Genomic DNA, 25,865 nt, shown 5'->3' on the forward strand with positions numbered 1-25,865 from the left:
CGCGACAGGACTGCGCCGTGCCCACCGTGCTCAGCCTGGGCCAGACTGCGGCGGCGCACCGACCGGGGTCGCTGTGGCCGGTTCGGCCCAGATCCGCCGCCACATTTTCGCCAGCGCCGCGCGGATCTGCCCGCGCGCCACCGGGGCGCGATAGGCCGCCTGCAGCTGGCGCGGCTCGATCGCCTGCCAGCCATCGCCGTTCTGCCGCGCCACCGCGAAGTTGAAGTTGTAGTCCGGCTCCAGGCCCATGCGCAGGTCGCTGAGCATCAGCTCGCCGTCCTTGACCTGCGCGCGCATGAAGCCGCGGTTGAACCAGGCCAGCCGCTGCACCGCCGGCAGCGCGCGCACTTCGCCCAGCGCCTGGGTGTTGGAGGGATAGCCCTGGAAGCGCATCGGCCCGTGGTCGGCGACCAGCGAGCGCTCGCCGATCACGTAGCCGCTCGGGGTCATCGCCACCACCCGCCACAGCAGCGTGTTGAACGGCATCGGCACCGAGAAGCGCGGCGCGTGCTGCAGGCCCATCGCCGCCAGCGCACGGTCGGCTTCGCGATCGACCAGGTGCTTGGCCAGCAGCGACCAGCCCAGGTAGGCGCTGCTCAGGATCAGCCCGGCCAGCAGCGCCTGCTGCGCCACGCGCCGCGCACGCGCCCACCAGGCGATGGCGCAGGCCAGGATCAGCCACAGCGTGTATGCCGGGTCGATGATGAAGACGCTGGACCACATCGCCGGCGGCGGCCGCAGCGGCCACCACAGCTGGGTGCCGTAGACGGTGAACGCATCGAGCAGCGGATGCGTGATCAGCGCCAGCTGCATCGCCCAGAACCAGCGCCGCGGCGCTGCGGCCACGCGGCCATGGCCGAAGCGCCGGTACAGCCACCAGATCAGCCAGCCGAGCAGCGGCAGCACGAACAGCGAATGGCTGAAGCTGCGGTGCACCGTCATCAACGTGACCGGATCGCGGGTCAGCGGCAGCAGGAGCAGCGAATCGAGATCGGGCACGGTGCCGAGCGCGGCGCCGGCGAGCAATGCAGCGCGGCGATGCGCCGCAGGGGCGATGGCCGCGGCGATGGCGCCGCAAAGTACGATCTGGGTGAGGGAATCCATCGGCCGATGCTAACAGGCGATGGGGCATCGGCGATTTGAAGAAAACCGTCACGCGCCTGTTGCTTGCAAGGGTCTTGCGGCCAATCCTCCGGGTGCACTGTAGGAGGGGCTTCAGCCCCGACCGGTTCCCAAGCCGGTAGGCATGTCGCCTTCGTTCGTCGCGGCTGAAGCCGCTCCCACAGGATTTGCGGTGCGCCGGCCAGGTGCACTATGGGAAGGGGCTTTGCGTGGCCTTGGGGCGTCAGCCCAGACTGGTTCCGAAGTCGGCAGGTATTCTGGCTTCGTTAGTCGCGGCTGAAGCCGCTCCTACAGGGGCGTGCGGCAGGACGGCTGGGTGCCTTGTGGGAGGGGCTTCGGCGCCGATGGCGTACGACGCCGGAAGTTCTACCGCTCCGTTCGTCGCGACTGAAGTCGCTCCCACAAGGAGCGCCGCGCGGCGAACCCACATTTGTGGGAGGGACTTCAGTCCCGACTGCATCCAGGCTGGCAAGCATTGCCGCGTCGTTTGTCGCGGCTGAAGCCGCTCCTACAGGTAACGCCTGGCGACGGGTGGGAATGTCGCCATCGCAACTGGCCCGATCACGCCGCCTGCGGCAGGCGCAGCACGCGCGGCGCCAAGGTCTCGAGGACCTGACCGGTATGCGACAGCAGTTGCAGCCGGCCCTGGTGGTCTTCGCTCAGCGCGGTCAGGCTTTCGACCCAGTCGCCGTCGTTGGCGTAGACCAGGCCGTCACGTTCGAACAGGCCGGCGCGGTGCACATGGCCGCAGACCACGCCGTCCAGGCCGCGGCGGCGCGCGTCGTCCAGGCCGGCGTCGACGAAGCGCTCGATGTAGCGCTCGGCGGCGCTGCTCTGCCGCTTCAGGTAGTCGGCCAGCGACCAGTAGCGCATGCCGAAGCGGCGGCGCACGCGGTTGGTCAGCTGGTTGCCGGTGAGGATGCGGTAGTACAGCCAGTCGCCGAACTTCTCCTGCAGGCCGCCGAACTGGGTGACCGCGTCGTAGTCGTCGCCATGCACCACCAGCAACCGGCGGCCGTCGGCGGTCACGTGCACCGCGCGCCGGCGCACCTGCATCGCCGGCAGCGCCAGGCCGCAGAAGCGGCGGATCGGGCGGTCGTGGTTGCCGGGCACGTAGATCAGTTCGGTGCCGCCGCGCGCCAGCGCGTGCAGCGCATCGATCACGCGCTGGTGCGCCGCACCCCACACCGCGCGGCGCTGCGCCATCCACCAGAAGTCGACGATGTCGCCGACCAGATACAGCTGCTTGCACTGCAAGCCGCCGAGGAAATCGGCCAGTTCGCGCGCATGACAGTGCGGCGCGCCCAGGTGCACGTCGGACACGAACACCGCCCGGCGCGGGGGCGGAGACAAGCTGCTCACATTGTTCATGCCGTCACCTCTGCTTCGCTACGTGGCCGTTCCAGGTAGCGCATGCGCTTCTTGCTGCGGATGCGCTGCAGATCCAGTTCGATCAGGCCATCGACCGCGTCGTTGAACGCCGGATCCACGCCGAAAGCGAGGAAGCGCGCGCCGCCCGGCTCGCACAGCTCGGTGTACTGCTTGTAGAGCATCGGCACCGCGGCGCCGAGCGCGTCCAGGTTGCCCTTGAGCACCTTGAACGCGGTGTCCGCGTCCAGCGCGTCGAACGCCGGCGGCGCCTGCGAATAGTCGAACGGCCGCGCAGAGGCGGCTTCGCCCAGCGCGTCGCCGTAGTAGCGCGCGTAGTAGGCCACGATCTGTTCGCGCGCCTGCCGCGGCAGCGCCGCGCTGATCGAGACCGCGCCGTACAGGTAGCGCACCTGCGGGTAGTCGCGCAGGTAGGCGCCGATGCCCTGCCACAGGTAGTCGATGCTGCGGCTGCCCCAGTAGTCGGGCACCACGAAGCTGCGGCCCAGCTCCATGCCGGCGGCGATGCGCGGCAGCAGCGCTTCGCCGTAGCGGAACAGGCCGGCGGTGTAGAAGCCGGCCAGGCCGCGCTCGGCCAGCACCGGCGCGCCGCGGGCCACGCGATAGGCGCCGACCACGCGCGCGGCGGCGCCGTCCCACAGCACGATGTGGTCGTACCAAGTGTCGTAGTCGTCCAGGTCCAGGCGCCGGCCGGTGCCTTCGCCGACCGCGCGGAAGGTCAGCTCGCGCAGGCGGCCGATCTCGCGCAGCAGCGCCGAACCGGCGCGCAGCCGGCCCACGCGGATCTGCTTGCCGTCCACGGTCTGGCCCAGGCTGCGCAGCGCGGCGAATTCCGCCGCCACCGCGGCCGGATCCTCGGCCGCGACCAGCGGTTCCTCGCTCGGCGCGGGCGCGTCGGCGCCGGCACGGCCCAGCGCATACAGCTCGCGGCGCAGGCCGCGCATCAGTTCGGCGTCGGACTGGCCCTGCGGCAGCGCGCGGGCATGGCCCAGGCTCAGCGCGATGCGCCGCTCGCGGCGGGCGAACATCTCCCGCGCCAGCAACGCGGTGCCGGCCGGCTTGAACAGCGCCGAGGCGCCGTAGAACAACGCCGAGTTGCGCGCATGGATGCGCACCGGCAATACCGGGGTGGCGGTGCGCAGCGCGAAGCGGGTGAAGCCGCGGCGCCAGCGCCCGTCGGCCACCCCGCCCCAGCCCAGCCGCGACACTTCGCCGGCCGGGAACACGATCACGCACTGTTCCTGCTCCAGCGCCTGCTCGATCGCGCGCACGCTGGCCGGCGACGGCGCGCCGCCGAGGATGCGCACCGGCAGCAGCAACTCGCGCAGGCCTTCCAGCGCCCACAGGAAGTCGTTGGCGACGATCTTCACGTCGCGCCGCACCTGGCCCACGCAATCCAGCAACGCCAGCGCATCCAGCGCGCCGGAGGGGTGGTTGGCGACGATCAGCAGGCGCCCGCGTGCCGGAATGCACTCGGCGGGGGTCGGCGCGACCACGTAGCGCGCCTGCAGGAAATCCATCCCGGCCTGGACCAGGGCGAAGCCGCGCAGCTCCTGGCTGGCGTCCAGGAACGCGTCCAGCGCGTCCAGGCCCGACCATTTCTGCAGGCCACGCAATAAGGGCCGCACCAGCCGCGAGCGGCGCCCGGCGAACCAGTGCGGGTAGCGATCCTGCAGACGACGTTCGAGTGCGAGCACGGCAAGCCCCCTTGCTGACTGCGCACAGCTTCGGCCCCCGCGGCGACACCGATCTTGCAATATGACTACGGCAAAGTGACGCCCGCGGCCCCGCCGGCTGACCGGTTAACCTTGCCCAACGGCGGCGGGGCCACAATGCACAGCACCGCGCGCCCGTGTATCATGCGCGTCCATCTTTTCATCCGAATACAAGGATATAGCCGCGATGTCCAGCTATCTCTTCACCTCCGAGTCGGTCTCCGAAGGCCACCCGGACAAGATCGCCGATCAGATCTCCGATGCCGTGCTCGACGCGATCCTGACCCAGGACAAGCGCGCGCGCGTGGCCTGCGAAACGCTGGTCAAGACCGGCGTGGCGATCGTCGCCGGCGAAATCACCACCAGCGCCTGGATCGACCTGGAAGCGCTGACCCGCAAGGTGATCCTGGATATCGGCTACAACAGCTCCGACGTCGGCTTCGACGGCGAGACCTGCGGCGTGCTCAACCTGATCGGCAAGCAGTCGCCGGACATCAACCAGGGCGTGGACCGCAAGAAGCCGGAAGAACAGGGCGCCGGCGACCAAGGCCTGATGTTCGGCTACGCCACCCGCGAGACCGACAGCTTCATGCCGGCGGCGATCCACCTGGCGCACCGCCTGGTCGAGCAGCAGGCCAAGGTCCGCAAGAAGAAGAACTCGCCGCTGGCGTGGCTGCGCCCGGACGCCAAGAGCCAGGTCACCCTGCGCTACGAAGACGGCGTGGCGACTGCGATCGACGCGGTAGTGCTGTCCACCCAGCACGACCCGGACGTCAAGCAGAAGCACCTGGTCGAAGCCGTGCGCGAGGAAATCCTCAAGCCGGTGCTGCCGGCCAAGTGGCTGCACAAGGGCACCAAGTTCCACATCAACCCGACCGGCAAGTTCGTGATCGGCGGGCCGGTGGGCGACTGCGGCCTGACCGGGCGCAAGATCATCGTCGACACCTACGGCGGCTGGGCGCGCCACGGCGGCGGCGCGTTCTCCGGCAAGGATCCGTCCAAGGTCGACCGTTCCGCGGCCTACGCGGCGCGCTACGTGGCCAAGAACGTGGTCGCCGCCGGCCTGGCCGACCGCTGCGAAGTGCAGGTCTCCTACGCCATCGGCGTGGCCGAGCCGACCTCGATCTCGGTCACCACCTTCGGCACCGGCAAGATCGCCGACGACAAGATCGAGAAGCTGATCCGCAAGCACTTCGACCTGCGTCCGTTCGGCATCCTGCAGATGCTCGACCTGATCCACCCGATGTACCAGCAGACCGCCTCGTACGGCCACTTCGGCCGCACCCCGAAGGCGTTCACCTACACCGACGGCACCGGCGCGCAGCACAACGCCACGGCGTTCTCGTGGGAAAAGACCGACCGCGCCGACGCGCTGCGCGCGGACGCGAAGCTGAAGTAAGCCGGCGCTTCGGCGCCTGCACGAAAACGGGCCGCATCGCGGCCCGTTTTTTTTGGTTGCTCGGGGCGGCGGGCGATGACGCACGCACCGCAGCCGGAAAGTATTCCCGGCGACGGCTGAAGGAGGGTCTTTATCCAGCGCGCAATCCGCCCCCTGTAGAGGCGCCATGTCCAAATACAAGGAGCGGCTTCAGCCGCGACCGACAGCACGGAGCACCCGCGAATGCCCCGCGCTGTCGGGGCAGACGCCCCTCTTGCAAAACAGCGTGCTACCCGAAGTCGCTGGCGCCAGAGCCATTGTCATCGCCAGACCCCGAGGAATCGCCCGGCGACGGCGCAACACGCCGCTATCGCCGTGACCCACTCACTTCGCGAACTGCACGTGCCCCTCGACGAAATACACGCCCTTGTCGCCCTGGCTCGGCAACGCCGACAGCGTATCGGTCACGACCTGGCCGCGGATATCGGTGAGGCGGATCTCCAGCAGTTGCGCGCCCATCTGCTCGCCAACGAAATGGTTGTACGGCATCTTCGGCAGGCTGACCCAGGCGCCGTTCTTCTTGTATTCGAACTTGACCACCGAATACAGGTGATTGCGCACCTGGATCGCGGCCCAGTACTGCGAACTGCCTTCCTTGATCCGGTACACGACGTTGCCGTCGATCGGCGCGGCGACCACCTTCCAGCTGATCGGGATATGCCCGGCACCGATGTCACCGATCGCGGCGAAGGCATTGGGCGACAGGTCCAGGCCGCAATCGCCGCCCTCCGGATACAGGTCGGTGACGTAGACCGTGGCGGTGCCGCGCGGCCCCTGCACCTGCAGATAGGCACCGGCCAGCGCGGCGGGAATGCCGCCGTAGTTCATCTGCGTCGGATTCAGCGCGGTGATCATCGCATCGGCTGTAATCGGATCCAGCAGCACGGCGCCGCCGGAGTAGCCGGAACCGGTATAGGTCGCCGTGCCGTTGCAGATCCCGTCCCAGGCGGCAGCGGCGGGGGCGGCGATGGCGGCCAGGCACAGCCCGGCGAACAAGGTGGTGCTGCGCAAGGCGCGGGCGCGACGTGTCGGCATGGGATTCTCCTCGGCGAAGGCGGCGCCGGCCGCTGGCGTGCCGCCACCGGCCATGCGCCAGGTGCGCGGTGCGCCGCGCATCGGCCCGGGCACTGCGCGGGCCGACGCACTCTATGCCAGGCGCCGCCCACACACCGGCACCGCCACCAGGGAAACCGCATCTTGGCCGATGGCGTAGACCGCGGCGCCAGGCCGACGTCACCGCGCGCGCGAAACGCGCCCGGGCTTCAGCCGCGGCGGCGCCGCCCCGCGCCGGTTTCCAACCGCCACAGCAGGTCGCGCAGCGGGGTGAGCGCGGTGGCCATCCCCGCCGCCACGCCCAGCGCATCGGCCAGCGCATCGAACGGATCGGCCGAGCGCGTGGCGGTCCATGCGCCCTGCGCGAACTCGATACCGATGCCGAGCAGCAGCAGGCCCAGCGCCGCCCAACGCCAGGCGCGCGGCCCGGCGTAGATCTGCACCGCACCGGCCGCGAGCAGCAGGTAGGCGGTGAAATGCTCGGCCTTGTCGGTGTCCGGCAGATCGGACAGCTGCGGCGGGTGCGGCATCATGCACACATAGATCAGCACCAGCACACCCAGCCACCACAGCCCCAGCCACAGCCAGGGCCGGCGGAACGCGCGGACCGCCGCCATCACAGCCGCCAGGTCAGGTCGCCGACCAGGAACGCCGGCGCCAGCGACACATCGCGTTCGAAGCCCATCACCTGGAAGCGCTCGCCCATCTCGCTGGGCAGGGTCAGCCGTTTCACCTGCTCGCGCAGGCGCAAGCGGCCGCGTTCGTCGCTGCGCGCCTCGGCCTCGGCCAGCAGCGCATCCAGGCCGTTGCCGAGCAGGAAGCTGGCCTGGGTGCAATAGCCGCCCAGTTCGAACCCTGCGCCGGTGCCGGCCTCGGCCAGCGCGGTGAAGTCCACCGACGCGGTCAGGTCCTGCAGGCCCGGCCACAGATAGGGATCGGCATGGGTGCGGTGCCGGTAGAACGCGCGCAGGGTGCCGTCGTCGCGCTGCGGCAGGTAGAACTCGCCGCGCGGGTAGCCGTAGTCGACGAACAGCATCGCGCCGCTGCGCAGGCCGCCGGCCACCGCCTGGACCCAGTACGGCAGCTGCGGCAGCAGTTCGGAGCGGTAGCCGTCGGCGAACGGCCTCTCCAGATAGCGTTCGACATGCCGCACCGCCGCCGCCAGCAGCGGATCGGCCGGCTGCTCGCCGCGGCGGAAGCGGCCTTCGCCGTCCAGGGTCACGGTTTCCTCGAACACCTCGCCATCGCGCAGGGTGAAGCGCGGCGTCGGCAGCGCATCGATCACCTCGTTGGCGAACAGCACGCCGTTCCAGTCGTCCTCGAACGGCCGGTCCAGCCACTCCACCAGGTCGAACACCGGCGGGATCAGCGCGCGCTGCAGGCGCTCGCGCTGGCGTTCGCGCAGGTCGGCGCTGGGCTCGAGGATGGCGTAGCGCTCGGGCAGCGCGTCCAGCGCCAGCAGGCGCTTGAGCATCACCTCGGCGAACGCGCCGCTGCCGCCGCCCACTTCCAGCATCCGCGCCTGCGGCCCAAGCTGCTGCAGCACCGGCGCCAGCGCGTTGGAAACGGTGGCGGCGAACAGCGGCCCCAGCTCCGGCGCGGTGACGAAGTCGCCGTCCTCGCCGAACTTGCTGCTGCCGGCGCTGTAGTAGCCCAGGCCCGGCGCGTACAGCGCCAGCTCCATGAAGCGCGAGAACGGAATCGCGCCGCCGCCAGCGGCGATCTCGGCGCGCAGATGCGCGGCCAGGCGATCGCTGTGGGCGAGCGCGTCGGCGTCGGGGGTGGGAAAGTCGATAGGCATGCGGCGCTGGATTGCGTGGACAATGCACAGCATAGCCGAGCGTGGAATGCACACATGACCGAAACCAAAGTCGCCCTGATCACCGGCAGCGCGCGCCGCATCGGCGCCGGCATCGCGCGGCACCTGCACGCGGCCGGCTATCGCGTGGCGTTGCACGCGCATACCTCGCAGGCCGAGCTGCAGGCGCTGGCCGAGGAACTGGAAGCCGTGCGCGCCGGCAGCACCCTGACCCTGCACGCCGACCTGCGCGACGCCGCGCAATTGCCGGCGCTGGTGGAGCAATGCGTGCAGCGCTTCGGCCGGCTCGATGCGCTGGTCAACAACGCTTCCAACTTCTACCCGACCCCGCTGGCCGAGACCACGCCGGCGCAATGGGACGACCTGTTCGCGGTCAACGCGCGCGCCCCGCTGTTCCTGGCCCAGGCCGCGGCCGCGCAACTGCGCGAGCACCGCGGCGCGATCGTCAACATCACCGACCTGCATGCCGAACAGCCGCTGCGCGCGCATCCGCTGTACAGCGCGGCCAAGGCGGCGCTGGCGATGCTGACCCGTTCGCTGGCGCTGGAGCTGGCGCCGCAGGTGCGGGTCAACGCGATCGCCCCGGGCGCGATCCTGTGGCCGGAAACCGGCAAGGACAGCGCCGCGCAGCAAGCCTTGCTGGCGCGCACGCCGCTGGCGCGGATCGGCCAGGTCGAGGAGATCGCCGAGGCGGTGCGTTGGCTGCTCGACGACGCCGGCTTCGTCACCGGGCAGACGTTGCGGGTGGACGGGGGCCGAGGCCTTTCTTGAAGGCTGGGAATGGGGAATAGGCAAGCGGGCCTGGGCCAGTCGTTGCTGGGAACCACTGCTTACCGCGCCATGACAGCCTGAAGACCGACCCGGCGTCCGCCTTTACCGATTCCCCATTCCCGATTCCCCATTCCCGGCTTCATCAAGCTGCACCACCTCGAACGCCTCCCCGAACTGCGCATGCGCCTGCCACAGCGCGCCCAGGCTGCGGCCGCTGAGCGGGTCGACGAAGTCGGCGGCGATGTCGGCCAGCGGCTTGAGCACGAAGGCGTGGCGCAGTTCCGGGCGCGGGATGCGCAGGTGGCTGGGGCCTTCGACGATGCGGTCGCCGTAGAACACCACGTCGATATCCAGGGTGCGGTCGCTGAAACGCGGGCCGCTGCGGTCGCGCCCATGCGCGTCTTCCAGCGCATGCAGCCAGGCATCCAGCACTTCCAGCTCCCATTCGGTCTGCAACGACACGGCATTGTTCAGGAACGGTGAGCCGTCGAATCCGACCGCCGGGGTGCGGTAGGTCGGGGATACCGCGATCGGGCCGAAACGCTGCCGCAGCGCACCTATCGCGGCAGGCAGATGCTGTTGCGGGCGCAGATTGCTGCCCAGGCTGAGGAGCACGGTGGTCATGGGATATTCGCGCATGCCGCGGCCGCGACCGTCAACGGGTAGCCAAGCCCGTCCCCCCCGCATAGAATCGAAACGCATTGAACTCCGGCAGCGACATGACTTATTGCGTAGGTATCGAAGTGGACGAAGGCCTGGTCTTCGCCGCAGACACGCGCACCAACGCCTCGCTGGACGACGTCCGCGTGCATCGCAAGCTGCATGTGTTCGAGTATCCGGGGCAGGCGGTGTTCGTGCTGATGTCGGCCGGCAACCTGGCCACCACCCAGCTGGCGATCTCCAAGCTGCAACGCGATGCGGACGATCCGGACGCGCCGCGCAGCCTGCGCTCGTTCAAGCACCTGTTCGAGGTCGCCGAGTACGTCGGCGAGGTGCTGGTCTCCAGCCAGGTCAAGCTCTCCGACCAGTCCCAGCACAGCGGCGTCAGCGTGCAGTCCACCCTGATCCTGGGCGGGCAGATCGCCGGCGAGCGGCCCGGGCTGTACATGATCTACCCGCTGGGCAACGCCATCGCCACCTCGCCGGAGACGCCGTACCTGCAGATCGGCGAGTCCAAGTACGGCAAGCCGATCCTGGACCGCATCATCCGCCCGGAGATGCAGTTGGAAGACGCCGCGCGCACCGCGCTGGTGTCGCTGGACTCCACCATCCGCTCCAACCTGTCGGTCGGCATGCCGATCGACCTGGCGGTGATCCGCCGCAACGACCTGCGCGTCACCGAGCGCCTGCGCCTGGAAGCGGACACCCCGCTGTATTCGGAAATCCACGACACCTGGTCGCGCAAGCTGGAAAACGCGGTGCGCACCCTGCCGCGCTTCCCGTGGGAGCCGGCGCTGACCACCGAAAGCGACGCCGACACCCGCGGCACCCTGCCGCCGCTGCCGCCACGCCGCGTGCCGGCCCGGCGCGACCCGGAAGACCAGTCGTCGCAGCAGTGAAGCCGGGATTGGGGATTCGGGATTGGGGATTCGCTGTGAAGCAGGGATTCGGGATTTAGGGATTGGGGATTCGCAAAAGCGCATCCAGGCTCTGATCGCCCGCGCTGAAGCGCTCTACTGTCCGTGCAACGGCGTTGCCTTTGCTGTTGCCTGAAACGAATCCCGAATCCCCAATCCCGAATCCCGGCCCCTCAGCCACTCTCCAACGCATGCGCCACCGCGCGGAACACGCGCTGCATCTCCAGCGGCTTGCGCAGCACGTGCACGGCGATGTCGCGCGGGAAGTGGTCGCGCTGCAGGGCGGTGCCGGCATCCTCGAGCACGATCGCCGGGCCGCGGTAGTCCAGATCCTGCAGCGCCAGCAGCAGGCTCACCGCCGACAGCAGGATGATGTCGCTGTCCACGATCACCAGATCCGGCATGCCGTGTTCGCGCACCTCGCGCAGCGCCGCGGCGCCGTCGGAGGCCAGCTGCGGCTGGTAGCCCTGGCTGGACAAGGCGTTGCCGAGCAGCGACAGGCGCGTGGCCTCGCCGTCCACCAGCAGCACGCGCTGGCCCTTGCCCATCGGCATCGCCGGCTCCGGCTCGGCCGAGGGCGCGTGGCCGCGCAGCGGGATCAGCAGTTCGAAGCAGGTGCCCACGCCCGGCGTGCTGTCCACGCCGATGCTGCCGCCGTAGCTTTCGACGATGCGCTTGCACGAGATCAGGCCCAGGCCGGTCCCGTCGGGCTTGGTGGTGAAGAACGGACTGAACAGTTGCGCCTGGGTATCCGCGTCCATGCCCACGCCGGTGTCGCGGACCAGGATCCGCACCCGCTCGCTGCCGTCGGCGCCGATCGCCGGCGCCGCCGAAATGGCCAGCGTGCCGCCATCGGGCATCGCCTGAATCGCGTTCAGGCCGAGGTTGAGCAGGCACTGCTGCAGCTCGGTGTAGTTGGCCTCGATCGACAGCTCGGCGTCGGCCACCTCCACCTGCAGGCCGACCCGCTCGGGCAGGCTGCTCTTGAGCAGCATCTGCACCGCCTGGAACAGGCCGGCGATGGACACCCGCTCGCTGGGGGTGCGCGAACCGCGCACGAACGACAGCATCGATTCGGCCATTTCGTGGCCGCGCCGGCCGCACTCGGCGATGACTTCGGCCAGGTGCCGCAGCTGCGGGTCGTCGCTGCGTCCGATCATCAGCTCCGGCACGATCAGCAGCGGCTGCAGGATGTTGCGCAGGTCGTGGCTCAGGCCGGCGGCGAGCATCGCCAGGCTCTCCAGCCGCTGCGCGCGCATCAGTTCGCCCTCGACCCGCTGCCGCTCGCGCTCGGTGCGCGCCTCGCGGATCGCGCGCGCCACCGCCGACGGCAAGCGGGTCGGGTTGTGCTTGATGATGTAGTCGTTGGCGCCGTCGCGCAGCGCCTCCACCGCGGTCTCCTCGCCGATCGTGCCGGAGACGAAGATGAAGGGCACCGAGGTGCTGTGCTCGCGCAGCACGCGCAGCGCCTGGTGTCCGGAGAAGCCCGGCATGCTCAGGTCCGACAGCACGATGTCCGGCGCGAACTCGCGCAGCGCGACGCGCAGCGCGGACTCGCCTTCCACCCGCCGGAAGGTCGCCTCCAGGCCGGCCTCCAGCAACTGGTCGGACAGCAGCTCGGCGTCTTCCGGGGAATCCTCGACCATGAGGATCCGGATCGGTCCGAGCTTGGTGCCGGTCGTAGGCATAGGCGCTTACTCTTTGTCCGGCGCCTGGTTGATCACCGCCCAGAACGTGCCCAGCGTCTTCACCGCAGTGAAGAACTGGTCCACGTCCACCGGCTTGACCACGTAGGCGTTGACGCCCAGATCCCAGCTGCGGGCCAGGTCGCTTTCCTCGCGCGAGGACGACAGGATCACCACCGGCAGGCGCTTGAGCGATTCGTCGGTGCGCACCAGCTTCAGCACTTCCAGCCCGTCCATGCGCGGCATCTTGATGTCCAGCAACAGCACCGCCGGCAGGCCTTCCTCGCGGTCGGCGTAGGCGCCGCGGCGCAGCAGGTAGTCCATCGCCTCCACGCCGTCTTCGACATGCACGATGGGATTGGCCAGGCGCGCGTCGCGCAGCGCATCGACCGCCATCTCGGCATCGGCGGGGCTGTCTTCGGCAAGCAGGATGGTGCGGATGGCGGTCATGCGGTCAACTCGTTGGTAGGCGCTTCGAGCGCGGGAGGTAAGACGAAATGGAAGGTCGCGCCCTGGTCCGGCGTCGCATCGGCCCAGATATGGCCGCCGTGGCGGGTGAGCACGCGGCGCACGCTGGCCAGGCCGATGCCGGTCCCGGTGTACTCGCTGGCCTTGTGCAGGCGCTGGAACACGCCGAACAGCTTGGCCGCGTAGGCCATGTCGAAACCGGCGCCGTTGTCGCGCACAGTGAAGTGGTGGTTGCCGTCGGCTTGCAGCTGATAGCCGACCTCGATCACCGCGACCTCGCGCTTGGCGCTGTACTTGACCGCATTGCCCAGCAGGTTCAGCCACAGCTGGCGCATCATGTTCTCGTCGGCGACCAGGATCGGCAGCGGCGCGACGCTCCACTCGATGCGGTGGCCGCTGCCGGCATGATCGGACTGGAAGTTGGCGTCCAGCACCGAACGCGTCTCTGCCACCAGCGACTGCATGTCCACCGCCTGCAGGCGCAGCGCGCTGCGGCCCAGTCGCGAGTAGACCAGCAGGTCGTCGATCAGCGAAGCCATGCGCCGCGCCGAGGTGCCGATCACTTCCAGATAATGGCGGCTCTTCTCGTCGGCGTCGTCGCCGAGGTGGCGTGCCAGCTTGTCGGCGAAGCCGGCGACATGGCGCAGCGGCGCGCGCAGGTCGTGCGAGACCGAATAGCTGAAGGCCTCCAGTTCGCGATTGACCTCCGAGACCTGCTCCACCTTGCCCTCCAGCTGCCGGTTGAGCATCTGGATACGCTGCTGAGAGGCCTTCTGCAGGCTGATGTCGCTGACCGTCATCAGCACCACTTCGTCCTCGCTGTCCGGCAGCGGCATGCGCCGCGCGTTGAGCAGCATGGTCCGCCCGACGCCGTCGGCGCCGGCCTGTTCGTGTTCGAAATCCCACAGCTCGCGCCCGCGCAGCAGCACGTCGGCCAGGCGCTGGCGTACGAGGGGATCCTCCCAGACACCGTCGCCGACATCGGCCAGCATCTTCGTCGGACGCTCCGGGTCCAGCCCGTACAGCTCGCCGAACGCGGCGTTGTGCATCAGCATGCGCTGCTCGCTGTCGAGCAGCACGATCGGCTCGCGCACCGTCTGCAGCACCGCCGCGGCGCGGGCATTGGCGCGCAGCATGTGCCGCTCCGCGTCCAGGCGCCGGCCGATCTGCCGCTGCAGCAGCCAGATCACCAGGCCCAGCAGCAGCAACTGCACCGCCAGCGACACCCAGCTGATCGCCGAGGCCAGCATGCGCCGCTGGTCGGCGTCGGCGGTACGCTCGGCCAGCAGCGCATCCTCGCGCTTCTGCAGTTCGGCGACCAGGCCGCGGATCGGGTTGTCCGCGGTCATCTCCTGGATCAAGGCGCGGATCCGTTCCGGGTCGCGGTTCTCGGCGATGCGCGCCGCCAGCAGGCTGCGCCGTTCCAGGGTGCTCTGCAGGCGGCCGATGCGCACCTGCTGATCGGGGTTGTCGCGGGTCAGTTCGACCAGGCGCGCGATGGTCGGGGTGATCGCCGCGCGCGCCCCGCTGAAACGCGCACGCAGGATCGGCGAGTCGACCTCGTGCGACATCGCCATCGCCGCCGACTCCATGTCGCGCATGTCCGCTTCCAACCTGCTGAGCGCCGCCGTGACCTCCTGGCTATGGCTGACCCAATCGGCCGCACGCAAGGTGCTTTCGCTCATCTGCCGCAACAGCAACGAGGGCAGGATCACGATCAGGACCACCGCCAGCACCAGCAGCGGCAAACGCCAGCGGTCCCAGGCGTCATGTTTGGCGGTGATCTGCATACCTGTTCTTTGAAGATGGAAGACGGCAGCGACAGCGGGGCGGCATTGTCGCCGATCCCCGCGAGCGCACGATGAATTATTCAGGCTTCGCGCAAGCTCCCCATCGCGGCGCCTGAATGCGACTTTATCTTAACGATTGGGGACAAAGAAATGGGCGGCTGTGCGCCGCCCATCGGTTCAGGCCATTCGACCGTACCCCGGATCAGCGCGCCGACGCCCGGGCCATGCGGGCAGCGGCGTCGTGCGCCGCGCCGATCAGCGTCCACGACGACATCCCGGCGCGTACCAGCAGGAAATCGGCATGGCTGTGCAGGCGCGCGCGCTCGCCGGCGGTCAGGTCCTTGTCCAGGTCGTGCATCAGTCTGGCGAAGGCGCGCCAGAACCCGGCGTCGTCGTGGAAGGTGACCAGCAGCATGCCCAGCTTCGATTCGAGCTGGCGCATCGCCAGGAGCAGGGAGGACGGTCGCGGCGGCGCGTCTGTCGAGGAGAGCGCCGTATCCACCGCGTCGAGCGGCGCGGGTTGCGTGGCCGCGTGGCTTGGCGCGGCTGGAGAGTAAGCATCCAACATGGCAATTCGCCTGGTAGCTAACGTGGCTGGATGATGACTGAACGTGCGTCAATGCAATGCGAAGCGCGGCAATACGCCGCGTGATGCTCCCGGCACGCGAGTGCGTCGCCAAAAAAAAACGCACTCCGAAGAGTGCGTCGTAGTGCAGAGGTGGGGCGCGCCTCGTCGCGCGCCCCACCACCGTCACCGATGGCGTGACTCAGTGCTTGGCTGCGCCAGTCACTTTCAGACCGGTCGAGTCGACCTTCTTGACCCCGTCGATCATCTTGGCGACCGACACCGCCTTGTCGTGCTGCGCCTTGCTTCCGACCGCACCGGACAGCTTGACCGTGCCGTTGAGCGTCTCGACCTTGATGTCGGTGCCGGAGACGTCCTTGGTGGCGAGCAGATCGGCCTTCACCTTGGTGGTGATCCAGGTGTCGGTGACCGGCTCCTTGGAGTCGTGCTTCATGCCGTCGTTGTGGGCCATGGCAGCATGGTCCTTGTCGGCGGTGGTCGGCGGATCGACGGCGAGCGCCTGGCCGGCGGCCAGGGTCAGACCGAAAGCGAGTGCGGCGCTGAGCAGCGTGGGCGACGTTAACTTTTTCATGATGTCTTCCTCCGTTGAAGGTGTGGGGCGGAGTGTCTGCGCGGTGGCGTACAAGCGACGTGACCGTCAAATCGCGGCAGCGTGAAAGGCGTGCACGCCAGATGAAGGACGTTGCAGGGATACTGTTCTCCCTTGCACTTGCACCGCACGCCATGGATCAGACTTTCAATCTCGCCTTGCTCGGCTACGGTTTCGTCGGCCGCGTGTTCCATGCGCCATTGATCGCGCACACGCCGGGCCTGCGTCTGCACACCATCGTCTCCAGTCGCCACGACGAGGCGGCCGCGGCCTATCCGCAGGCGCACATCGTCGCCGACGCGCAGCAGGCCTTCGCCGATCCGCAGATCGATGCGGTAGTGGTGGCCACGCCGAACCAGACCCATGCGCCGCTGGCGCTGGCGGCACTGGCGCAGGGCAAGCACGTGCTGGTGGACAAGCCGTTCACCCTGGACGTGGACGAGGCGCAGCAACTCATCGCGCGGGCGCAACGCGCCGGACGCATCGTCAGCGTGTTCCAGAACCGGCGCTGGGACGGCGATTTCCTCACCCTGCGCGCGCTGGTGGAAGCGGGCACGCTGGGCGAGGTCGCCGAGTTCCACTCGCACTTCGATCGCCATCGCCCGCAGGTCGGCAACCGCTGGCGCGAGCATGCGCTGCCCGGTTCCGGACTGTGGTTCGACCTGGGGCCGCACCTGCTCGACCAGACCCTGCAACTGTTCGGCCAGCCGGAGGCGATCCAGGTCGATCTGGCGCAGCAGCGCCATGGCGCCCAGGCGACCGATTATTTCCACGCCGTGCTGCGCTACCCGCGGCTGCGTGCGGTGCTGCATGCCGGCTCGCTAGTCGCGGCGAACGGACTGCGCTTCGCCGTGCACGGCGAGCGCGGCAGCTATCTCAAGCACGGCCTGGACACGCAGGAGGCGCAGTTGCGCGCCGGACTCACCCCGGCCGCGCCGCAGTGGGGCGAGGATCCGCTCGCCGGCCAGCTGACGCTGGTTGCCGACGACGGCAGTACCACCGCGCACGCGCTGCAGACGCAGCGCGGCGACTATCGGCACTGTTATGCCGGCTTTCGCGAGGCGATGGCCGGACGCGCGCCCGCGCCGGTGGATGCGGCGCAGGCGCTGGCGGTGATGCGCTTGCTCGAACTCGGCCAGCGCAGCGCCGCCGAAGGCCGCACGCTGGCGCTGGACTGAAACGCCTGTGCTTATCCGGCCGCGGTCCCGGACGGCGGCACGGCCGGCGTTTCGTGCTTGATCGCGTGCCCGCCGAACTGGTTGCGCATCGCCGACAACAGCTTGTCGGTGAACGAATCGTCGTCGCGCGAGCGCAGCCGTTCCAGCAGCGACAAGGTGATCACCGGCGCGGGAACGTTGAGGTCGATCGCCTCGGCCACCGTCCAGCGGCCCTCGCCGGAATCTTCGACATAGGGCGCGATCCCGGCCAGGGTGGGGTTGTCGCCCAGCGCATCCGAGCACAGGTCCAGCAGCCACGAGCGCACCACGCTGCCCTGGCGCCAGACCTCGGCGATCTGGTGCAGGTCCAGTTCGAATTCCTGCTTGCGCGCCATCAACGCGAAGCCTTCGGCGTAGGCCTGCATCATTCCGTACTCGATGCCGTTGTGGACCATCTTGGTGAAGTGGCCGGCACCGCTGGGACCGACCCGGCCCCAGCCGGCATCGGTGGCCGGCGCCAGCGTGGCGAACAGCGGGTTAAGCCGGCTCACGGCCGCTTCGTCGCCGCCGATCATCAGGCTGTAGCCTTCCTTCAGGCCCCACACGCCGCCGCTGGTGCCGCAATCGACGTAGGCGATGCCATGCGCGGCCAACTCGGCGGCACGGCGCATCGAATCCTTGTAGTACGAATTGCCGCCGTCCACGACCACGTCGCCTGCGGTCAGCAGCGGCAGCAAGGCGGCCAGGGTGTCGTCGACGATCTTGCCGGACGGCACCATCAGCCACACCGCGCGCGGCGCCGGCAATGCCGCGACCAGCGCCGCCATCGAGTCCGCCGTCTCCACGCCGCGCTGCTGCGCCGCGCTGCGCGCCGCCTCGCCCAGGTCGAAACCGACCACGCGATGGCCGCCACGCACCAGCCGCTCGGCCATGTTCGCGCCCATGCGGCCCAAGCCTACAAGTCCCAGTTCCATGCGTCTGTCCTAGCTCGAAGTGAGGAGCATTAGGGTCGCACGAAGCGGCGCCGGCGGCGTGACGCGCAGCTAAGGAACGCGTCCGGATGAAGCGCCCTGCGCCGCTCGCGCACAGTCCTGCAATTGCTGGTCGCGCCAGCGCCGATACAAGTTGGTATGCAGGTTGTGCAGGGTCAGGTCGATCGCGAACGGCGTGCGCGGATTGCGGTCCAAAAGGCGCGCCACGTGGTAACCGATCGGCTTGGTGCCCTTGGGATGCACGTATACGTCGAAGCCCCGGTAGAACGGATCATCGAGCAGCGTGTCGATCTGTGCCAGGACACTGCGTTGCGCCGGCGACAGCGTCGCGCGCAGCGTGGGGTCGCGTTCGAACAGCAGTTTCTCGAAGCGCTCGCGGCCGGGTCCGCGCAGCGCCTGCGCCAGTTCCCAGATGCGCCGGTTGCTGGCGTCGTAATGGGCGAAGCCGCCATGCCGGCGCAACGCCGCCGCCGCGTCGGCGCTGACCGCAACGACCACGAAGTTCTCCGCCTGGTTGTTGATGTCGTCCAGGTAGCGTCGCTCGAACACATGGGCGATGAAACCGGGCGCGCCGAGGAAGGCGGCGCCGCCGCGTTGCGCGGTCTTGGCCGCCTTGCCGTCGGCGAGGAACTCGCCGGCATGCGCGCCGAGCAGGATGCTGTCGGTCTCGTGCAGGGTGAGGAAGGTGCCGATCGACAGTTCCCCGGCGCTGAACGCGCGATCGAAGCCGGCATCGCCGTACAGCTCGCGCTGCGTGGCGAGCTGCGCGATCTGCCGGCCGACGCCGCACTCCGAGCGCACGTGGCCGCTGTAGAACGCCTCGATCGCGCGCGCGTTGCCCTGCGCCGGACGATAGCCGCGGCCGAAGCTGCGGAAGCGCTGCCAGCCCTGCCGGCGCGCACCGCCCGGGCCGAATCCGATCCAGCCCAGTTGCAGTGCGCTGAAGCGGTAGCCGGGGTTGTCCTGCAACCGCGTCACCGCGCGCTGGGTGGCCGCGCCGAGCAACAGGAAATAGCCGCACTGCGTGGCCGGCGTCTCCAGCAGCGCGCGCAGCACGTCGCGCCGTTGCGCCGGGTTCCACTGCGCCGGCAAGGCCGCCTGCAGGTCGCCGTGGGCCTGTGCGTCAGCCAGCGAGCTGCGTTCGCAGGGCGTGCCCGGCAGCAGCCGCGGCTGCGCGGCAGGCGTGCTGTCGATGCGCCAGCCGAGCTGGCGCAGCAGCGCGGCGAGGCAGTCGGCGCTGGCCTGGTCGGCCGGTTCGGGCGGAGCGGCGAGTGCACCGCCCGCGGCCAAGGCCAGCGCCAGCAGCAGGCGCGCGGCGAAACGGCATCGGCGCGGCACTGGCGGGTTCGGAATGCTGACGGTCATGGCACGAGCATGGCAGATGCGAAAGAGGACACGGCAGGAGGCATGGCGCGCGGCGCACGCACACGCGGGTGCGCAGCGTGACGCGCGCGCGGTGCACGCGCTGCGAAACCGTGCGCCACGGTGATGCGCATGGCGGTCAGCGGCAGGCATATTCACTCGGTTGCCATGCCGGCCGGCCCTACACTGCCGCTCCCCCGCTCGTGGAAGCCTCGTCATGCATGTGCTCGTCACCGGCGGCACCGGATTCATCGGCCGCGCACTGTGCCCCGCTCTGCTCCAGGCCGGACACCAGGTCAGCGTGCTCAGCCGCGACGCGGCGCGCGCCACGCGGGCGCTGCCCGGCGTGCAGGCGCTGCAAGACCTGCAGGGTGCGGCGCCGGCGCACGCGGTGATCAATCTCGCCGGCGAACCGCTCAGCGACGGCCGCTGGAACGAGACACGCAAGCGCCGCTTCCGCACCTCGCGCATCGGCACCACCCGCGCCCTGCTCGACTGGATCGCGCAACTGGACCCGGCGCAGCGTCCCGCCTGCCTGCTGTCCGGCTCGGCGATCGGCTACTACGGCGACCGCGGCAACGACCTGCTCGACGAACGCAGCCCGGCCGGCGCGGATTTTTCCGCGCAGCTGTGCCAGGACTGGGAAGCCGAGGCGTTGCGCGCGCATGCGCTGGGCGTGCGCACCAGCCTGGTCCGCACCGGTGTGGTGCTCGGCCGCGACGGCGGCGCGTTGTCGCGGATGCTGCCGCCGTTCCGGTTCGGCCTGGGCGGGCGCATGGGCGATGGCCGGCAATGGATGAGCTGGATCCATCGCGACGATCACGTCGGCCTGTTGCTGTGGCTGCTGCAGCACGGCGGCGACGGCGCCTACAACGCCACCGCGCCGGCACCGGTGACCAATGCCGATTTCGCCCAGCAGCTCGGCCAGGCGCTGCACCGGCCGGCGCTGCTGCCGGCACCGGCCGCGGCGCTGCGCCTGGCCTTCGGCGAGATGTCCGATCTGTTGCTGGGCAGCCAGCGGGTGTTGCCGACCCGCGCACAGCAGGAAGGCTATGTGTTTCGCTATCCGGAGCTGGGGGCGGCACTGAGTGCCATTGTCGGCTAGGGCCAGCAACGCCGCAGCCTGCCTCTGTAGGAGCGGCTTCAGCTGCGACAGGGTCTTGCCGGATGATGTCTGTCGCGGCTGAAGCCGCTCCTACAGAAAAGCGTGGCATGGCCTGGCAAGCGCCTGCGAGCCCCGCGGCGGCATTCACCGACCTGTCCACACAAGTCCCTGGTTGCGCCAACGCAAAACGCCCCGGCGGATGCTGTCCGCCAGGGCGTTTTTACTTACTTGCAAAGCGCGCCGCGATGGCCGATCGCGGCGTGGGCTCAGTAGCGCTTGCAGACCGTCTCGACGCGGCGGTTGCCGTTGGCCTGCTGGCGCTGGCCCTGGATGTAGCGCCCGGTGGCGCCGCCGGCGACCGCGCCGCCGACCGTCGCCAGCTTCTTGCCGTCGCCCTTGCCGATCTGGTTGCCGAGCAGGCCGCCGATCGCCGCGCCGGCCACAGTGCCGCCGATGCGGTTGGGGTCGGTGTTGTTCTTCTGCACTGCGACCTTCTTGCAATGCACGCGGGTGCCGTCGTTGAAGCGGCGTCCGGCGTCTTCCGGCCCGTAATGGCGCTGCGCCTGCGCCAGCGGCGCGGCAGCAGTGGCGATCGCGAGGATGCTGAGACACACGGCGGATTTGAAAGTGTTCATGCTGGTTGCTCCTGGGTGGCGGAGCCGATACCTGTTACAGGCATCGCACTCCCGACGGCGCCACCTTTGCACCGCGATTGCGAATGAATCGTGAAGCGAAATGCCGCTATTCAGCTTCCGTAGCCGCGGATGAACGCACGCCTCAGCGCGGCGTGGTGCCGTCGTTGACCGCGGGCGCGGCAGCAGGCGCGGGCGTAGCTTCCGCCACCGGCGTCGGCGGCACTGCTGCGGGTGCAGGTGCCGGCGGCGCTGCTGCCGGCGGCGGCGTCGGTGCAGCCGCCGGTACCGCAGCGGCCGGCTCGGGCTTGGGCGCTGCCGCCGGCGGCGGCTCGGGCGGCGCGGCCGGCTTGGCCTTGGGCAGGTACTGCGCCATGAGTTCGAAGAAGCGCTTGTAGAAATCGCCGTCCTGCACCGTGCTGCTGGCCACGCGCACCAGCGAGTCGTCGCTGCTGCCGACCGGCAGCGACACCGAGCCGAGCACGCCGACGCCGACGCTGGCCGAGGTCGCGCTCTTCTTCAGCGCATAACGGTCCTGCAGCGCGCTGACGAACACCCAGGACTCGTCCTGGCCGTGCGCCACGCACGACACGCGAAGCTCCAGCTGCTCGTGCGAATCCTGGTTGGGCTGGAAGTTCTTGGTGCCTTCGACCGCATCGGCGGTGGCCTTGGCGACCACATAGCCCTGGCTCAGCAGCGCGCGCCGCGCCGACTCGCAGGCCTGGCCCGGCTGTACCGGATAGCTGCGCGAATAGGTGTTGTCGGAGTTGAAGGTCTCCTTCACCAGGTTGTCCTGCTTGCGGGCGAAGCAGCCGCTCAGGCCGATCGCGACCAGCACGAGCGCAGGAAAGGCGAGGACGTTGGACGAAGCGGACATGGCCGTGGACCGAAAGGAAGGAACCGGCCAAGGATAGCCGCAAGCGCGTCGAGGCGGCCTTGATGCCGCCGCCAGCGCTCATCCCGCGGTTAGCGAGCCCGGCGCCGGCTGCAGCGACAGGTCCACCCGCAGCAGGCCGCCGCCGCAGTCGCGGCGTTCGGCGCGCAGGTAGTGGTAGGCGTCGAGCAGCGCCAGCGTCGGCGGCGCCGCCAGCGGCTCGCCCCACAGGCTGAGCGCGAAGCCGCGCGCGCGCAGCCAATCCATCAGCCGCTGCAGTTGGCCGAGGTCGCGCGGCAGCAGCAGGTCCACGTCGCCGGGCGGGCGCGCGGCCGCGTCGGGGTCGGCGAGCCAGGCCGGATAGCTGCCGTACACGGCGTAGGCGAACCCGTCCGCGCGCAGTGCGGTCAGCAGCTGCGCGCTGCCCGGCAGGTCGATCGGTTCGCGCCGCTTCTGGAAGATCAGCGCGTACTCGTGGCTGCGGTCGCTGCGCGTGTCGCCGGGCGCCAGCGACTGCGCGGTCTCGCGCGGATAGCACAGCACGCGTTCGGCGCAGGGCACGAACAGGCTGCCCAGCACCCGCGCCAGGTCCCAGGCCTGCGCCACGTACACGCCGCCGACCTCCACGTTCTCGACCATCGCGATGCAGAAGCCGTCGTCGCGCAGGCTGCGGCGCACCGCATGGAACACCGCGCGCAGCCCGCCCAGATACGCCGCGTAGTCAGGGCTGGCATACAGCTGGCCCGGTGCCGTCGCGCCAGGCCAGTCGCAACCGAAGTACGGCACGTTGGTCAGGCACAGATCGACCGGTGTCTCCAGCGCGAGCTGCGGCAGCGCACCGACCCGCACCTGCGCGCGCAGCCCGAGCCGCTGCAAGCGCTCGCGCGCCAGCGCCGCGCGCCCGGCATCGATCTCCAGGCCCAGCCCGCGCCGGCCTTCCAGTTCGGCGGCGAGCAAGGTGCTGCCGAAGCCGCAGAACGGATCCAGCACGCAGGCGTCCGGCGCACTGAACTGGCGCACGAACGGGCGCATCTGGCTGACCCAGCCGCAATCGCGCGCGCCCAGCGGATCGCGCCGGCGCAGGTCGTCGGGCAGCCGGTGTTCGGGCGGGTCCGGCGGCGGCGTCCACCAGCTGCGGCTATCCATGCCGGGCCTGCCACAACAGATCGCGGTCCGGCTGCCAGCCCGCGCACAGCCGGCCGTCGGCGAAGAACACCAGCTTGTAGATGTCGCCGCTGTCGTGGCGCGCCTGCATGGCGGCATAGTCGGAGGTTTCGAACACCACCTCCATGCCGTCGGCGGTGACCATGCGCAGGTTCCAGAAGTAATAGCCCTCGGTGATCTGCAGCGGCCGCAACGTGCGCCACCACGGCGTGGCCATGCACGCGGCCACCACCTGCTCCACGCCGACCCGCGCCTGCGCCAGATAGCGCTGCGTGCCGCCGCTGCGGTAGCCGTCGCCGAGCCGCGAGAACTCGCGGAAGACCACCGTGCGCGCGCCGCATTCGCGCGCCCAGCGCAGGTAGCCGGCGACGCCGTCGGCATCGGCGACGCCGCCGTGCTGCAGGATGCACACCAGGCGCAGCGGCAGCGCGGCGGCGATGCGCTGCGCGGTGGCGACGAACACCTGCGCATCGGCGATCGCCTCGCCGTCGCGGAAGCGCATGATCGCGTCGTTGCCGGCCTGCTGCGGGTGGTGCCGCGACAACTCCACCCACGACAGTCCGAAGCGTTGCAGCGCGTCCAGCAGCGCATCGCCGCGACCGCGGGCGAAGCCGGCGCCGTTGCTGTACAGCACGCGCTGCTCGACCAGCAATCCATCGCGTTCGGCCTCGGCCAATGTCTGCAGCAACTGCAGGAACCAGGCTTCGTCGTCGGTCATTTCCAGCCCCGACAGCGACTGCGACAGCGGCAGCCCGGACAGCTGCGCCAATCCCTGCCGCAGCATCCCGAAATAGTCCGGCGGCGGCCGCAGGCTGGCCGCGGCGGTGCCGCCGGCCTGCGGGCGCAGCGTCTCCGAACAGAAGCGGCAGCGCGCCGAACAGGGCCGCACCGACGCGTACGGGGTGAAGGTCACCGGCTGCGCGACGCGATAGTCGCGCCCGCCGATGCGCTGCACGCGCCAGCGCGCGGCATCGGCGGCGGCCGGCACCCGCCATTCCAGGTGCGGCATGCCGGCGCGCAGTGCGGCGAACAGCGGCGAGGCGCCGCTCAGCGGCGGCGCGAACTCCATGCTGGCGTCCATGCCGGCACCTACAGGCGCGCGGCGTTCGCGCGCTCGCGCACCTGCGCCAGGCTCCAGTCGTGCAGCAGGCGGCCGTTTTCCCACACCGTGACCATCGCATCGTCGTAGCCGGCGGGCCGGGCCAGTTCGTCCAGCGACGCGGCCGAGGCCGGCACCGGCTCGGTGCGGTAGCCACCGTATTCGCGGTGGCGCAGCAGGCTCATGCGGCCGCGCTTGCTGAGCTTGCCCTTGTCGGTGACCGGATCCTTGTAGACGTCGATCCACTTGCCGTCCACGCGCGCGGCCGAGCACTTCAGCGCGAACTTCTGGGTGTCGCGGTCCAGCCGCTGCAGCAGCGCGCCGCCCATGCCGAAGGCGACGTTGTCGGTGGCGTAGCCGGCGCTGGTGACGCGTTCCAGGATCGCGCGGATGCTGGTCGGGTTGACCCCGTCGCCCTGGATCACGCGCACGTGGTTGAGCACCTTGTAGCCCTTGCCGTTGACGCTGTGGCCGAAGGCCTCGTCGAGCAGTTCCAGGCACTGGTGCACCACCGCCACCGGGTCGCCGGAATCGGGGCGGATCACCACGGTGGCGCCGGAGGCGATCACTTCCTCGCGCAGCGTGGTGCCCCAGTGTTCGCGGATCGCGTGGAAGATGTCGTAGCTGTCGGACACCACCGCGACGATGCCGCCGGGCTTGCCGAAGTGGGTGAGCATATTGCGGTACGCGTCCACTTCGCGCTCGCGGCCCCAACTGGTGATGGTGCTGTGCTCGGCGGCGGGGATCGAATAGCCGGCCATCGGCTCGTGGTAGTGCGCGCGCGCCAGCAGCAGCCCGGACACGGTATCGGTGCCGAGGAAGTTGACCAGGTGCGCGGCGCCGCCGATCGCCGCCGACTCCAGGCTGGACACGCCGCGCGCGCCGAAGTCGTGCAGCTTGAACGGCAATTGCCCTTCCGGGTCGTCGCTGGTGCGCTCCAGGAACTGGCGCAGGGTCTGCTTGGCGTGCCAGCTGACCGTGGCCACGGTGACCGGATACCAGATGCGCAGCAGCAGCGTTTCCAGGTACGAGGGCACCCAGTAAGCCTGCGCGTCGGTGGACTCGATGGTCATCAGCGCGTTGTGGGTCGGCACCACGCTGCCCTCGGGCACGGCGCGGATGCGGATCGGCAACTGCCCGCCGAGGCGGTCGACGATGTCGCGCCAGCCGGCCTCGTTGAACGGCACGCCGTGCGCGGCGAACAGGTCGCGCGCCTCGTCGACGTCGGCATGGGTGATGGCGCGGCCCAGCGCCTCCTTGAGGATCGACTGCAGGCCGAAGAACACGGTGCGGTCGTAGACGCCGCCGCGCGATTCCACGTAGAAGAACGTGGCATCGGTGCCGGCCGGATATTGCAGCCAGTGGCTGGCCTTGTAGCTATCGGTGTTGAGCAGCAGGTTGTTGAGGCATTGCATGACGGAAGCTCCTTCGCGTCGGGGGAAGGCCAGCGGTCTGTCCGCCGGCCGGAAAAGCCGCGA

At 69.7% G+C, this 25,865-nt stretch carries 23 protein-coding genes and 1 pseudogene; 5 read left to right on the top strand and 19 right to left on the bottom strand.

Translation table 11 applies throughout. The features are described 5' to 3' along the window. Window positions 1-30: 30 nt before the first annotated feature. The 3 genes from HEP75_RS17345 to HEP75_RS17355 all read right to left on the bottom strand — a co-directional run bounded on the left by HEP75_RS17345 (window position 31) and on the right by HEP75_RS17355 (window position 4,208). A complete protein-coding gene (locus HEP75_RS17345; protein ID WP_185824333.1) occupies window positions 31-1,104 on the bottom strand; it encodes a metal-dependent hydrolase in 1,074 nt (357 codons plus the stop codon). Between the two features lie 579 nt (window positions 1,105-1,683). Beyond that, window positions 1,684-2,493, bottom strand: coding sequence for a UDP-2,3-diacylglucosamine diphosphatase (locus HEP75_RS17350; protein WP_185824334.1), 810 nt, complete (start codon window positions 2,491-2,493; stop codon window positions 1,684-1,686). Next, window positions 2,490-4,208, bottom strand: a complete 1,719-nt coding sequence (locus tag HEP75_RS17355) for a lysophospholipid acyltransferase family protein (RefSeq protein ID WP_185824335.1) — start codon at window positions 4,206-4,208, stop codon at window positions 2,490-2,492. Before HEP75_RS17355 ends, HEP75_RS17350 begins: the two co-directional genes overlap by 4 nt. Window positions 4,209-4,413: 205 nt before the next feature. Here HEP75_RS17355 and metK point away from each other — a divergent pair, with 205 nt between their 5' ends. Next, window positions 4,414-5,625 (top strand): methionine adenosyltransferase, encoded by a 1,212-nt coding sequence (gene metK / locus HEP75_RS17360; RefSeq protein ID WP_185813843.1) that lies wholly within the window; start codon window positions 4,414-4,416, stop codon window positions 5,623-5,625. Between the two features lie 363 nt (window positions 5,626-5,988). Here metK and HEP75_RS17365 read toward each other — a convergent pair. The 3 genes and pseudogenes from HEP75_RS17365 to HEP75_RS17375 all read right to left on the bottom strand — a co-directional run. After that, a pseudogene (locus tag HEP75_RS17365) lies at window positions 5,989-6,585 on the bottom strand (expansin EXLX1 family cellulose-binding protein); the annotation flags it as partial. Between the two features lie 341 nt (window positions 6,586-6,926). Continuing rightward, window positions 6,927-7,334, bottom strand: coding sequence for a VanZ family protein (locus tag HEP75_RS17370; RefSeq protein ID WP_255423890.1), 408 nt, complete (start codon window positions 7,332-7,334; stop codon window positions 6,927-6,929). After that, a complete protein-coding gene (locus HEP75_RS17375; RefSeq protein WP_255423891.1) occupies window positions 7,334-8,518 on the bottom strand; it encodes an SAM-dependent methyltransferase in 1,185 nt (394 codons plus the stop codon). The genes HEP75_RS17370 and HEP75_RS17375 overlap by 1 nt, the downstream gene beginning before the upstream one ends. A gap of 54 nt (window positions 8,519-8,572) precedes the next feature. On the opposite strand from HEP75_RS17375, the gene HEP75_RS17380 reads away from it, so the two are divergent. Next, window positions 8,573-9,307, top strand: a complete 735-nt coding sequence (locus HEP75_RS17380) for a pteridine reductase (RefSeq protein ID WP_185824338.1) — start codon at window positions 8,573-8,575, stop codon at window positions 9,305-9,307. A 102-nt stretch (window positions 9,308-9,409) separates the two neighbouring features. Here the strand turns inward: HEP75_RS17380 and folK are convergent, their stop codons facing one another. Continuing rightward, window positions 9,410-9,931, bottom strand: a complete 522-nt coding sequence (gene folK / locus HEP75_RS17385) for a 2-amino-4-hydroxy-6-hydroxymethyldihydropteridine diphosphokinase (RefSeq protein ID WP_185824339.1) — start codon at window positions 9,929-9,931, stop codon at window positions 9,410-9,412. A 95-nt stretch (window positions 9,932-10,026) separates the two neighbouring features. On the opposite strand from folK, the gene HEP75_RS17390 reads away from it, so the two are divergent. Beyond that, a complete protein-coding gene (locus HEP75_RS17390; RefSeq protein WP_185822207.1) occupies window positions 10,027-10,866 on the top strand; it encodes a 20S proteasome subunit A/B in 840 nt (279 codons plus the stop codon). Between the two features lie 191 nt (window positions 10,867-11,057). Here the strand turns inward: HEP75_RS17390 and HEP75_RS17395 are convergent, their stop codons facing one another. From HEP75_RS17395 to HEP75_RS17415, 5 genes are all read right to left on the bottom strand, one after another. After that, window positions 11,058-12,572 (bottom strand): hybrid sensor histidine kinase/response regulator, encoded by a 1,515-nt coding sequence (locus HEP75_RS17395; RefSeq protein ID WP_185824340.1) that lies wholly within the window; start codon window positions 12,570-12,572, stop codon window positions 11,058-11,060. Between the two features lie 6 nt (window positions 12,573-12,578). Beyond that, complete coding sequence (locus HEP75_RS17400; RefSeq protein WP_179567317.1) at window positions 12,579-13,019, bottom strand: response regulator; 441 nt, start codon at window positions 13,017-13,019, stop codon at window positions 12,579-12,581. Beyond that, window positions 13,016-14,827: an ATP-binding protein gene (locus HEP75_RS17405; protein ID WP_185824341.1), complete on the bottom strand. Its 1,812-nt coding sequence runs from the start codon at window positions 14,825-14,827 to the stop codon at window positions 13,016-13,018. Before HEP75_RS17405 ends, HEP75_RS17400 begins: the two co-directional genes overlap by 4 nt. Before the next feature lie 202 nt (window positions 14,828-15,029). Continuing rightward, window positions 15,030-15,269 (bottom strand): hypothetical protein, encoded by a 240-nt coding sequence (locus tag HEP75_RS17410; RefSeq protein WP_255423892.1) that lies wholly within the window; start codon window positions 15,267-15,269, stop codon window positions 15,030-15,032. A 325-nt stretch (window positions 15,270-15,594) separates the two neighbouring features. Then, complete coding sequence (locus HEP75_RS17415) at window positions 15,595-15,984, bottom strand: BON domain-containing protein (protein ID WP_185824343.1); 390 nt, start codon at window positions 15,982-15,984, stop codon at window positions 15,595-15,597. 152 nt (window positions 15,985-16,136) lie between these two features. Between HEP75_RS17415 and HEP75_RS17420 the strand changes: the two genes are divergently transcribed. Then, complete coding sequence (locus HEP75_RS17420) at window positions 16,137-17,180, top strand: oxidoreductase (RefSeq protein ID WP_185824344.1); 1,044 nt, start codon at window positions 16,137-16,139, stop codon at window positions 17,178-17,180. Window positions 17,181-17,191: 11 nt separating this feature from the next. Here HEP75_RS17420 and gnd read toward each other — a convergent pair whose 3' ends face one another. Both gnd and HEP75_RS17430 read right to left on the bottom strand, forming a co-directional pair. Next, complete coding sequence (gnd, locus tag HEP75_RS17425) at window positions 17,192-18,133, bottom strand: phosphogluconate dehydrogenase (NAD(+)-dependent, decarboxylating) (protein ID WP_185824345.1); 942 nt, start codon at window positions 18,131-18,133, stop codon at window positions 17,192-17,194. A 69-nt stretch (window positions 18,134-18,202) separates the two neighbouring features. Then, window positions 18,203-19,516: a hypothetical protein gene (locus HEP75_RS17430; protein ID WP_185824346.1), complete on the bottom strand. Its 1,314-nt coding sequence runs from the start codon at window positions 19,514-19,516 to the stop codon at window positions 18,203-18,205. Window positions 19,517-19,730: 214 nt separating this feature from the next. Between HEP75_RS17430 and HEP75_RS17435 the strand changes: the two genes are divergently transcribed. Continuing rightward, window positions 19,731-20,618 (top strand): TIGR01777 family oxidoreductase, encoded by an 888-nt coding sequence (locus HEP75_RS17435; protein WP_185824347.1) that lies wholly within the window; start codon window positions 19,731-19,733, stop codon window positions 20,616-20,618. Window positions 20,619-20,884: 266 nt separating this feature from the next. On the opposite strand, the gene HEP75_RS17440 is transcribed toward HEP75_RS17435, so the two are convergent. The 5 genes from HEP75_RS17440 to HEP75_RS17460 form a co-directional block, all read right to left on the bottom strand. After that, window positions 20,885-21,253, bottom strand: a complete 369-nt coding sequence (locus tag HEP75_RS17440; protein WP_179567333.1) for a glycine zipper 2TM domain-containing protein — start codon at window positions 21,251-21,253, stop codon at window positions 20,885-20,887. Window positions 21,254-21,395: 142 nt separating this feature from the next. Next, window positions 21,396-22,127, bottom strand: coding sequence for a DUF2242 domain-containing protein (locus tag HEP75_RS17445; protein ID WP_185813857.1), 732 nt, complete (start codon window positions 22,125-22,127; stop codon window positions 21,396-21,398). A 78-nt stretch (window positions 22,128-22,205) separates the two neighbouring features. Next, window positions 22,206-23,270: a DNA methyltransferase gene (locus HEP75_RS17450; RefSeq protein WP_185824348.1), complete on the bottom strand. Its 1,065-nt coding sequence runs from the start codon at window positions 23,268-23,270 to the stop codon at window positions 22,206-22,208. Next, complete coding sequence (locus HEP75_RS17455; RefSeq protein WP_185824349.1) at window positions 23,263-24,369, bottom strand: hypothetical protein; 1,107 nt, start codon at window positions 24,367-24,369, stop codon at window positions 23,263-23,265. The genes HEP75_RS17450 and HEP75_RS17455 overlap by 8 nt, the downstream gene beginning before the upstream one ends. Window positions 24,370-24,377: 8 nt before the next feature. Beyond that, window positions 24,378-25,802, bottom strand: coding sequence for a nicotinate phosphoribosyltransferase (locus HEP75_RS17460; RefSeq protein WP_185824350.1), 1,425 nt, complete (start codon window positions 25,800-25,802; stop codon window positions 24,378-24,380). Between the last annotated feature and the right edge of the window lie 63 nt (window positions 25,803-25,865).

This window comes from Xanthomonas sp. SI (assembly GCF_014236855.1).
GTDB lineage: Bacteria > Pseudomonadota > Gammaproteobacteria > Xanthomonadales > Xanthomonadaceae > Xanthomonas_A.